9 protein-coding genes are annotated in these 10,985 nt (G+C 46.0%); 7 read left to right on the top strand and 2 right to left on the bottom strand.

Going from position 1 to position 10,985, the window contains the following annotated elements; translation table 11 throughout:
• Window positions 1-125 precede the first annotated feature (125 nt).
• Window positions 126-1,634 carry a 4Fe-4S dicluster domain-containing protein gene (locus ACTNDQ_RS08065; RefSeq protein WP_173740315.1) on the bottom strand — a complete coding sequence of 503 codons (1,509 nt, stop codon included), beginning with the start codon at window positions 1,632-1,634 and terminating at the stop codon, window positions 126-128.
• A gap of 401 nt (window positions 1,635-2,035) precedes the next feature.
• Between ACTNDQ_RS08065 and ACTNDQ_RS08060 the strand changes: the two genes are divergently transcribed.
• The 4 genes from ACTNDQ_RS08060 (at window position 2,036) to spoIVA (ending at window position 7,710) form a co-directional block, all read left to right on the top strand.
• The gene (locus ACTNDQ_RS08060) at window positions 2,036-2,515 is read left to right on the top strand and encodes a complex I 24 kDa subunit family protein (RefSeq protein ID WP_015525285.1); all 480 of its coding nucleotides are present in this window, start codon (window positions 2,036-2,038) and stop codon (window positions 2,513-2,515) included.
• Window positions 2,512-4,383 carry an NADH-quinone oxidoreductase subunit NuoF gene (locus ACTNDQ_RS08055; RefSeq protein WP_173745754.1) on the top strand — a complete coding sequence of 624 codons (1,872 nt, stop codon included), beginning with the start codon at window positions 2,512-2,514 and terminating at the stop codon, window positions 4,381-4,383. The genes ACTNDQ_RS08060 and ACTNDQ_RS08055 overlap by 4 nt, the downstream gene beginning before the upstream one ends.
• A gap of 15 nt (window positions 4,384-4,398) precedes the next feature.
• Window positions 4,399-6,096, top strand: coding sequence for a [FeFe] hydrogenase, group A (locus tag ACTNDQ_RS08050; protein WP_278796921.1), 1,698 nt, complete (start codon window positions 4,399-4,401; stop codon window positions 6,094-6,096).
• 144 nt (window positions 6,097-6,240) lie between these two features.
• A complete protein-coding gene (spoIVA, locus tag ACTNDQ_RS08045) occupies window positions 6,241-7,710 on the top strand; it encodes a stage IV sporulation protein A (RefSeq protein WP_441064356.1) in 1,470 nt (489 codons plus the stop codon).
• Window positions 7,711-7,746: 36 nt separating this feature from the next.
• On the opposite strand, the gene ACTNDQ_RS08040 is transcribed toward spoIVA, so the two are convergent.
• Window positions 7,747-7,908 (bottom strand): hypothetical protein, encoded by a 162-nt coding sequence (locus ACTNDQ_RS08040; protein WP_015525281.1) that lies wholly within the window; start codon window positions 7,906-7,908, stop codon window positions 7,747-7,749.
• 140 nt (window positions 7,909-8,048) lie between these two features.
• Here ACTNDQ_RS08040 and ACTNDQ_RS08035 point away from each other — a divergent pair, with 140 nt between their 5' ends.
• The 3 genes from ACTNDQ_RS08035 (at window position 8,049) to ACTNDQ_RS08025 (ending at window position 10,983) form a co-directional block, all read left to right on the top strand.
• A complete protein-coding gene (locus ACTNDQ_RS08035; protein ID WP_441064355.1) occupies window positions 8,049-8,879 on the top strand; it encodes a transglutaminase domain-containing protein in 831 nt (276 codons plus the stop codon).
• Window positions 8,880-8,895: 16 nt separating this feature from the next.
• Window positions 8,896-9,558 (top strand): hypothetical protein, encoded by a 663-nt coding sequence (locus tag ACTNDQ_RS08030; RefSeq protein WP_129975026.1) that lies wholly within the window; start codon window positions 8,896-8,898, stop codon window positions 9,556-9,558.
• 132 nt (window positions 9,559-9,690) lie between these two features.
• Window positions 9,691-10,983, top strand: a complete 1,293-nt coding sequence (locus tag ACTNDQ_RS08025) for an MBOAT family O-acyltransferase (protein ID WP_330605985.1) — start codon at window positions 9,691-9,693, stop codon at window positions 10,981-10,983.
• The last annotated feature ends 2 nt before the right edge of the window (window positions 10,984-10,985 follow it).

The following is a 10,985-nucleotide window of genomic DNA, read 5'->3' as shown; positions in this document are numbered from 1 at the left end:
GGATACCTGCAGGCTTAAAATACGAAATAAAAAGTGCTTCAAATGAATCTGTAGTGAGTATAACAAAAAAACTTCTGTTATGCACTACGCCTTCTTTTGAAGCACTTACGAATATTTTGAGGTATTTAGTTCAACTCCAGGTTTTCCAGTTCCTGTGAGGGGAGTTTTGGTTCTGAGCTGTCTACGTATTTTTTGAGGGCCTTGGAGGTTTTTGCGAAGCCGGCGTTGGTTCCGGCGCCTCCGATGCAGCCTCCGGGGCAGGCCATTCCTTCGATCATGCAGTTTTTGATCTTGCCGGCTTTTGCCAGAGTGAGGACTTTTTTGCATTCGGCAAGGCTTTCTGCGTGTTCGATGTGGACTGGTACATCGGGATAGTATTCCTTCAGACAGTTTTCGATGGCTCCGGCTACGCCGCCGGCGATGGCGTAGCCTCTTCCTGCTGCGGTTGCGGCCTGGGTTTCTTCCGGGAGCTCTTCGCAGGTGGATGGGGTGATGCTTTTGGCGTCGAACAGGCCCCAGAGTTCCTCGAAGGTGATCACGAAGTCTACATCACTTCTTACGGAATGTCGCATGGCTTCCAGTTTTTTGGAGGCGCATGGTCCGATGAAGACTACTTTTGCGCTGGGGTGTTCTTTTTTTACAATGCGGGCAGTTGCCACCATCGGGGTCAGCTCCTGCGAGATGTTGTCGATCATAGCCGGGAAGTATTTTTTTGCCATGACTGACCAGGATGGGCAGCAGGAGGTGAGGAGGAACGGGAGGTGGCCGGTTGCTACTTCTTTGGCGTAGTGGTGTGCTTCAGAGATGCAGCCGATGTCTGCGCCCAGTGCTACCTCATAAATGTTTGAGAAGCCCAGCTGTTTGAGAGCGGAGCGGAATTGGCCCGGGGTGACGTCTTCGCCGAACTGATTGATGTAGGCGGGGGCGATTTCTGCAATGATCTCAGTTCCTTCTCGAAGGGCGTGGGACAGCTGGAAGATCTGGGATTTGTCGGAGATAGCTCCGAATGGACAGCTGACCATGCACATGCCGCAGGATACGCATTTATCCTGGTTGATGGAGGCGCGTCCCTGTTCATCGCTCTCGATGGCTTTTACACCGCAGGCACGTTCGCAGGGGCGTTCTTTATGGGCGATGGCATCGTAAGGACAGACAGCTTTGCATCTTCCGCAATGGATACATTTGTCCTGGTCGATGAAGGATTTTCCGTTTACCATGGAAATGGCGCCTTTGGGGCAGGTGAGTAAACAGGGATGTGCGACACAGCCGCGGCACATGTTGCTGACTTCGTATTTGTTGGATTCGCATGCGGAACATGCGGAAGGGATCACCTGCATAAGAGGTGGTTCATAATATTTCTCGTCAATGTTGCTGGCCTTCACGCCATCGGTAAGGTGGACGGAACGATTTTCCGGGCGGAGGGAAAGTCCCATGGCCAGACGGACACGTTCGCTTGCAACAGCTCTTTCACGATAGATGCTTTCGCGGTATTTCGCGCGTTCCTCTACAATATTGTAGGGAATGGATTCGATATCATGGATCATTGATTCGTCCGTGGATTCAAATCCGATCTTAGCAATTTCGGTAAAAATCTTTCGCCGGATCTGTTTTACTGGTGTGTCAAGATTTCGCATAGATGTTCTCCTTTACAAAATAAATTAATTAAATGTTTTCCACGCACTTTTTATCCATCTTAAAGTAATTGAGAAATAAAATCAATAACCGGATTTAATGTTTTGGGGCAGAAACAAAGAGCAGATTTGTATCTTTATTATCAAAGCTGTTAAAAATTGAACATATTTTATGGAAAATAGATATAAAATCAGTAAGCCGTTGTAAACATTTCGATATATTCTGAAAAAAGCAAAAAAAACTGCTTGTGAAAAATGACGATATAAGTTATAATTAAAAGCATGAAATAGTGCAAAATAATGATTTGCATAAATGCGCGGCACTGACAGAGTGTTAAAGCATTAACCTGTAGTGGAACAGGTTGATCAAGTGGAAAATCTATGAGAAACAAGGAGGGAACCGAATGTTAGACCAGACGTATTACAGAAAAACGGACGAGATCATCGAGCACTACGGCCGGAAAGCTGCATCACTGATTCCGATCATGCAGGATATTCAGGCTGAGTACCGTTATCTTCCGGGAGAGCTTCTTACTTATGTTGCGGAACAGATTGGTGTAAAAGAAGCGAAGGCGTACAGTGTAGCTACTTTCTATGAAAACTTTTCCTTTGAGCCGAAGGGCAAGTACATCATCAAGGTATGTGACGGTACTGCCTGTCATGTACGTAAGTCCATGCCTGTAAAGGAAGCAATGCTGAAGGAACTTGGACTGAGTCATAAGAAGCATACTACAGATGATATGATGTTTACCGTTGAGACAGTTTCCTGTCTTGGTGCCTGCGGACTTGCACCGACACTGACTGTAAATGATGAAGTTCACCCGAAGATGACTCCTGAGAAGGCTGTTGAGCTTTTAAATGAATTGAGAGGTGAGAGCGTATGAGTATAACCAGTATGGAAGATCTGAAAAACAAACAGGCTGAGGTTAAGAAGAATCTTGATGGCTATACCTGCCGTGTTCTCGTCTGTTCCGGTACCGGATGTATTGCTTCCGGTGCTCAGAAGATTTATGAAGAAATGTCAAGACTCTGTGAGGGAATCGAGGGTGTTGCGGTTGAGATGCAGAAGGATGTTCCTCATGTAGGAATCGTTAAGACCGGATGCCAGGGCTTATGTGAACTTGGTCCTCTTATGAGAATTGAGCCCTATGATTATCAGTATGTACATGTTCAGGTAGACGACTGCCGCGAGATCGTAGAGAAGACCGTGATCTGCGGACTGCCTGTTGAGCGTCTGTTTTATCGTCATAATGATGAGGCCTGTCCACATCCCAGTGACATTCCGTTCCTGAACCAGCAGACAAGGATCGTTCTTGAGAACTGTGGCAAGATCGATGCAGAGTCCATTGATGAATATATTTCCGTAGGCGGATTTTCCGCTATGGCGAAGGCTTTCTTTGAGATGACCCCACAGGGTGTTATCGACGAGATCTCGAAGTCCGGTCTCCGCGGCCGTGGCGGTGCAGGCTTCCCTGCAGGCAAGAAATGGTCACAGGTTGCACGCCAGCCGGAAAAAGTCCGTTATGTAGTATGTAACGGTGATGAGGGTGACCCGGGAGCATTTATGGATGGTTCCGTAATGGAAGGTGATCCTTACAAGATGATCGAGGGTATGGTGATCGCTGCCTATGCAGTAGGTGCAGAAGATGGTTATATTTATGTGCGTGCCGAGTATCCTCTTTCTGTACAGAGACTTCGAATGGCTATTGAGCAGGCAGAGTCCTATGGCCTTCTTGGTAATAATATCCTTGGTTCCGGTATTAATTTCCACTTACATATCAATCGCGGTGCCGGAGCGTTCGTATGTGGTGAAGGTTCTGCCCTGACTGCTTCTATCGAAGGCAACAGAGGTATGCCTCGAGTAAAACCTCCGAGAACTGTCGAGCAGGGTCTGTGGGGTAAGCCTACCGTCCTCAATAACGTAGAGACTTATGCCAACGTACCGAAGATCATCCTTCAGGGTGCTGACTGGTTTCACACCATCGGTACAGAGGGAAGCCCCGGAACAAAGACCTTCTCACTTACCGGTTCCATTGAGAACACCGGCCTTATCGAGGTGCCGATGGGAACAAGCCTCCGTCATATCATTTATGACATCGGCGGCGGTCTTAAGAGCGGTGCTGCATTTAAAGGTGTACAGATCGGCGGTCCTTCCGGTGGATGTCTGATCGACGATCAGATCGATCATCCGCTTGATTTTGATTCTGTTAAGAAGCTGGATGCCATCATGGGCTCCGGCGGACTGGTTGTTATGGATGAGAATACCTGTATGGTAGAGGTTGCGCGTTTCTTCATGAGCTTTACACAACGTGAGAGTTGTGGTAAATGTGTTCCCTGCCGTGAGGGTACCAAACGTATGCTTGAGATCCTGGAGAGAATCGTTGCAGGTAAGGGTGAGCTTTCCGATCTGGATGAGCTGGAAGAGCTTGCAAACATGGTTCAGAGCATGGCCCTGTGCGGACTCGGTAAGAGTGCACCGCTTCCGGTCATCAGTACTCTGAAGCGTTTCCGTGACGAATATGTAGAGCATATCGTAGATAAGAAATGTCGTGCGAAGGTCTGCACGGCGCTCCGTCAATTCCATATCAATCCTGAGTTCTGTATCGGCTGCGGCAAGTGTGCGAAGAACTGTCCGGCTGGTGCGATTTCAGGAAAGATCAAGCATCCACATGTAATCAATAACGACGTATGTATCAAATGCGGTTCCTGTAAGGATAACTGTAACTTTGATGCGATTTATGTGGAAGCATAGAAGGGAGGATATCTTATGGGTACAATGACAATTGACGGAAGAAAAGTAGAATTCACCGACGAAAAAAATGTCCTGACAGTCATCAGGAATGCCGGTATCAATATCCCCACACTGTGCTATCATTCAGAGATTTCCACCTTTGGTGCCTGTCGTCTCTGTACAGTTGAGGATGACAGAGGCAAAACATTTGCCTCCTGTTCCGAGCAGCCGAGAGACGGAATGGTTATCTATACCAACTCCGGCCGTATTAAGAAATATCGTAAACTGATCGTGGAGCTGCTTCTTGCAGCACATTGCCGTGACTGTACAACCTGTGTAAAGAGCGGCGAATGTATCCTGCAGGAGCTGGCACATCGCCTTGGCGTGCGGGATATCCGTTTTGAAAATACAAGAGAACAGCACGAGATCGATGACAGTTCACCGTCCATCATCCGTGATCCGAACAAATGTATCCTCTGCGGCGACTGTGTACGTGCCTGCGAGGAGCTTCAGGGAATCGGAGCTCTTGGATTTGCATTCCGTGGAACAGAAGCCATGGTTATGCCTGCATTCAATAAAAAGATTGCTGAGACACAGTGTGTAAACTGTGGTCAGTGCCGTGTTTACTGTCCGACAGGTGCGATCTCCATCCGTACACATATGGATGAAGTATGGGATGCACTGGCTGATAAGAATACTCGTGTTGTTGCACAGGTTGCACCGGCAGTTCGTGTTGCAGTTGGTGATCATTACGGACTTGCCAAAGGCAGAAGTGTTATGGGTAAAATCGTTAACGCGCTTCACAGAATGGGCTTTGACGAAGTATACGATACCACATTCAGTGCCGACCTTACCATCATGGAAGAGACCAAGGAGTTCCTAAACAGAGTGGAGAAGGGTGAGAATCTTCCGCTTCTGACTTCCTGCTGTCCTGCATGGGTGAAGTTTATCACTGATCAATATAAAGAATATGTTCCGAACATTTCTACCTGCCGTTCCCCACAGGGAATGATGTCTGCGGTTATCAAGGAATACTTCCGTGATCCGGAGCATGCAGCAGGCAAGAAGACCGTTATGGTTTCCATTATGCCATGTACAGCCAAGAAGGCAGAGGCAATCCGCCCCAACAGCTTTACCGATGGCGAGCAGGATACCGATATCGTTATCACAACCACAGAGCTTCTCCGCATGATCGATAACGTTGGTCTTGATTTTGCAACACTGGATCCGGAAGCATGCGATATGCCGTTTGGATTTGGTTCCGGCGGTGGCGTTATCTTCGGTGTTACCGGTGGTGTTACCGAGGCAGTTCTTCGAAGACTGAGCCCGGATCACAGCAAGGAAGCCATGCATGAGATTGCAGAGTGCGGTGTTCGTGGTGAAGAGGGAATCAAGGAATTTACCGTACCGTACAAGGGAATGGATATCAATGTATGCGTAGCCAGTGGCCTTGCAAATGCAAGAACCGTTATGGAACGTGTAAAGAACGGCGAGGCAAACTATCATCTGATCGAGGTTATGGCATGCCGCCGTGGATGTATCATGGGTGGAGGTCAGCCGACCAGATCCGGTGACAGAACCAAGGCAGCCAGAGCAAGAGGTTTGTACAATGCAGACAATACCATGATCATCAAGAAATCCGATGAGAACCCACTGGTTCTGGAGCTTTATGAGGGACTTCTCAAGGGCAAGGAGCATCATCTGCTTCATAATGAGTTTTATATTAAAGACTGATGTGAGAAATACAAAGGGCTGCTGTTCCTGATGAACAGCAGCATATAAGAAGCCTTCCGGGCATATACTGTGGTATGCGGGAATTATCTTTTGCAGATGGTTTCCGGAGCTTACAGGCCAGTATATGCAGGGAGGCTTTTTTATATGGAAAACTTTCAGGTTTACCGTGATATCCAGGCACGGACGGGCGGGGATATCTACATAGGGGTTGTGGGCCCGGTCCGTACAGGGAAATCCACATTTATCCGGAGATTCATGGAACTGGTGGCACTGCCTGCGCTTAGTGAGGGAAAAAGAGCAGAGCTTCAGGATGAACTGCCGCTCAGTGGTGCCGGGAAAATGATCACAACCGTAGAACCAAAATTCATTCCAAAAGAAGCGGTGGAGGTATCCATAGGGGAAAACCAGAAGATCCGGGTAAAGCTTATTGACTGTGTGGGCTTTCTGGTAAAGGATGCATCCGGAAATGTGGAAGAAGGCAGGGAACGGATGGTCAAAACACCATGGCAGGAAAAAGCGATCCCGTTTCATGATGCGGCCCGGATCGGGACGGAAAAAGTGATCAGCCAGCATTCCACCATCGGAATTGTAGTCACAACAGACGGAAGCTTCGGGGAAATTCCAAGAGAAAATTTTATTCCGGCAGAAGAGCAGACGATAAAAGAGCTGAAAGTCCAGGGAAAACCCTTTCTGATCCTGGTAAACTCTCAGACTCCCTACAGTGAGGAAACCGGAAAAACTGTAAAACATCTGGAAGAGAAATTTGGAGTATCCGTTCTGGCAGTCAACTGTGAACAGCTTCGAAAAGAGGATGTGACCAGGATCCTGGAGAAGATTCTTTATGAATTCCCGGTCAGTGAGATAGAGCTTTTTGTTCCCAGATGGGTGGAGATGCTTTCTCCGGAACATGAGGTAAAGGCGGCTCTGTTAAATGAGATTCGGGAAAAGATGACCAGACTTACTCATGTGCGTGATGTAAGCAGAGAATCAGTATATCTGGAAAGTCCATATGTGGAAGATACATTGCTTGAGCAGGTCAGTCTTTCCGATGGAAAAGTCCGTATCCGGATTGCAGTAAAAGACATTTATTATTATCAGATGCTCAGTGAAATGAGCGGGATATCCATGGAAAGCGAATATGAACTGATCCAGACCATAAAAGAGCTTGCCGGTATGAAGGAACAATTTGTAAAAGTCCAGGCTGCCCTGGAAGCGGTAAAAGGAACAGGGTATGGGGTTGTGGTGCCTGAGCTTTCCGAGATCACTATTGAGGAACCTGAGGTGATCCGTCAGGGAAATAAATTCGGAGTAAAGATCCGGTCAAAAAGTCCGTCCATTCATATGATCCGGGCGGGGATCGAAACGGAGATCGCTCCGATCGTTGGTACAGAACAGCAGGCGGAGGATCTGATAAAGTATATCAGAGAAAGCCCGGAGCGAGGGGAAAGTATCTGGGAGACCAATATTTTCGGAAAATCCGTCCAGCAGCTGGTGGAAGACGGAATCCGGAACAAGCTGGCCATGATCAGCGAAGAAAGTCAGGTGAAGCTTCAGGATACTATGAAGAAGATCGTAAATGACAGCAAAGGCGGACTGGTGTGTATCATCATATGAACGGAGAATAGAATTGCAAAGCAAAAAGGACGTTCTTCAGCAGACGTCCTTTTTTTGATGTTGTTTTTTCCATTCTGCGATAAACTGAAGCTGTTCCTGGTCAGATAGTTCCTGGGAAGCGGCGTCATTTCCTGCAGCGGCACAGCAGAAAAGAACAAAGATCTGGAGTCCGAAGAATACAAGAAAAAAGAGAAGCATAGAAAAACCTCCTTTATTTTTCAGATATGTTAAGTATTGGAGGAGATAATGTATTTTATACATTATATTGCAAGAAAATCAGAGCAATGCTATAATTATCACCGGGTATGAAGATTTTTAAAACAGGAGGAAAAGAAACCATGAAAAAGAGAAGATTCGCACAGCTTGTTCTCATGATCATAATGCTGTTTTGCCTGACATTTGGCACAGTGTGTGCGCAGGCGGCAACAACAGCAACCACAACAACCGCAAAAGCAGCTGTTAAAAATGGCTGGAAAAAAGAGGGCGGTCAGTATTATTACTACATCAAAGGTAAAAAAGTTACCAATAAATTAAAAAAGATCAATGGTGCGATATATTATTTAGGCTCGAATGGTGCAAGAAAGACCGGATGGTATACAGTAAAATCCGGAAATACCTACAAAACCATGCAGTTTGCTTCCAACGGAAAATACACTGGGAAATCCCAAAAAGCAAATGCAGAACTGATCAAGATGACAGATTCAGTGCTTCGCAGCCAGAAGATTTCTGCAAGTCTGACTACAACTGCGCAGAAAAAAACGGCTCTTCAGAAATTGTTTAACTATTCCAAAAAATACGGATATATGAGAATGAAGGGCTTTGACGGAAAACCTTTGCAGTTTACAAAAGGTAAAAGCCAGATGTTTGCATATCTGACCATGGGAATGGAAAAAGGAAACTGCTACGGTGTTGCATCAGCCTTTGCAGTACAGGCTAAACGTGCAACAGGACTTCCGGTCCGTGTATGCTGGGGAAAAAGTAATGTATTTAATAAAAATAAATGGCAGCCACATGGATGGACAGAGATCAAGATTGGAAATACCTGGTATACATTTGATGCAAATGCAGCAGGAAACAAATCCAGAAAAGATGTTAAATATTATATGCAGAAATCTTCATCTATGAAAAAATACTATAAAACTGAAGGAAGAGAAGATATCGTTCTCTAAAGAACAGGAGCAGATCATGAAAAAGTGGACAAAGAAGATCCTGGCAGCAGTACTTTGTCTGATGATGCTCCAGATGCCGGCAGCTGAACCGCTTATTGCGGTTCAGACTGTACAGGCAGCATCTACAGCCAAGGCAGCCAAGGTAAAAAACGGTCTCAAAAAAGAGGGCGGACAATACTACTATTATGTGAAGGGAAAAAAAGTAAAGAATACATGGAAAACCGTAACTGTCGCTAATAAGACTACCGGCAAAAAAATGACATACAGATACTATTTTTCCAACACCGGAAAGGCTTATAAAGGTGGAACATTCTTCGGGGAGAACTATCTCCTTGTAAAAAAGATCGGCGGGAAATACTATGGATTTAACCGGTATGCACAGATGGTAAAAGGCGTTTATTATTCCGCATATGGACAGTCCAGAGCCGGATTTTATGCTTTTAATACAAAAACCGGTGTATACGATGCCAGAACATCTTCAAGATTAAGGAAAGCATTTGTAAGAGAAAAGAGTTCTGCAGCACTGCGGAAAGCCCTTGGCAGACCTCTTCGTACCAGAAAGACAGATGGCTGTTATGGTGACGGACAGGAATATCTGTTGGAATACACAAGATTCTGGGTCAATACATACAAAGACAAAAAAGGGAAGGAAATCGTACTGGACGTGATCAGCAAATAAGATTCGCCAGACCGATAAATAAATATAATTATGGTTTTCAGTTCAATGGTATTTCTGTGTGTATTTCTTCCGGCTGCTTTTTGTCTGCATCTCCTTTTACCTGGGATGCGGGCCAAAAATTTTTTGCTTGTAGTGGCAAGTCTGGTCTTTTATGCATACGGAGAACCGATTTATGTAATATTACTGGTTGCTTCATCGGCGGGCAACTATATTTTAGCGCGCCTGACAGGGGAATGTCCGAAGATCCGTAAGCTTACAATGACATTGGCTGTGGTGATAAATCTCGGTCTTCTTGTGATCTTTAAATATTCCGGATTTCTGGTGGAGACATTTAATTCTGTTACCGGTGCCGGAATTCCTGTTCCGCAGGTCCGGATGCCGATCGGAATATCGTTTTTTACTTTTCAGGCACTTTCCTACGTGATCGATGTTTATCGGGGAGATGCTTCGGTTCAGAAGAATTTCGGAAAGGTGCTTCTGTATATCTCATTTTTCCCACAGCTGATCGCGGGACCTATCGTCAAGTATCATGATGTGGAGGCGGAGATCAATAATCGTAAGCAGACGCCGGAGGAAATCGGAAAAGGGATCCGGCGTTTCATTGCAGGTTTGAGCAAAAAGGTTCTTATCGCCAATACAATGGGACTTGTGGCGGATAATCTCTTTGGTGCGGCAGCAACCGGGATCACCGGTCCGGGTGCTTGGCTGGGCGCAGTTTCCTATATGCTGCAGATCTATTTTGATTTCAGCGGCTACAGCGATATGGCGCTGGGACTCGGAATGATGTTTGGATTTCATTTCCATGAGAATTTTGATTATCCTTATATTTCTGCCAGTATCCGTGAATTCTGGAGAAGATGGCATATGTCTCTTTCAGGATGGTTTAAGGAATATCTGTATATTCCGTTAGGGGGAAACCGCAGAGGGAAATTCCGTACAGTGGTCAATAAAATGATCGTTTTTGTGTGTACAGGTATCTGGCATGGTGCCTCCTTTAATTTTCTGTTCTGGGGAATTTATCATGGCTTTTTCCTGATGCTGGAAGAGTATATCCCATTTATCGGGAAAAAAGGCGGAAAACTCAAGAGCTTTTTTCAGCATGTCTATGCACTTCTGGTAGTTTGTGTTGGCTTTGTGTTTTTCCGTGCGGACACTATGAAGCAGGGATGCTTCTGGATCAGAGAAATGTTTACGGATTTTGGATGGAAGGCTTCCGCAATGAGCCTTACACTGCAGCAGCTGACACCGGTATATCTTGTAACGCTGGCAGCGGCACTGGTCGCAGCAGTTCCGGTAAACAGCATGCTGAAAAAGTATAAATGGTATGAAGGCTTTACCTATGTATTAAGTCTGGCTGGTTTTGCGCTTTGTGTATTGAGCCTTGCCGGCGGAACCTATAATCCGTTCATCTATTTTCGATTTTAAGA

It is taken from the genome of Blautia massiliensis (ex Liu et al. 2021), assembly GCF_052064225.1.
Taxonomy (GTDB): Bacteria; Bacillota; Clostridia; order Lachnospirales; family Lachnospiraceae; genus Blautia_A; species Blautia_A fusiformis.
Note: the sequence above shows the minus strand (reverse complement) of the source record. Positions and strands in the feature narration are given on the sequence as shown.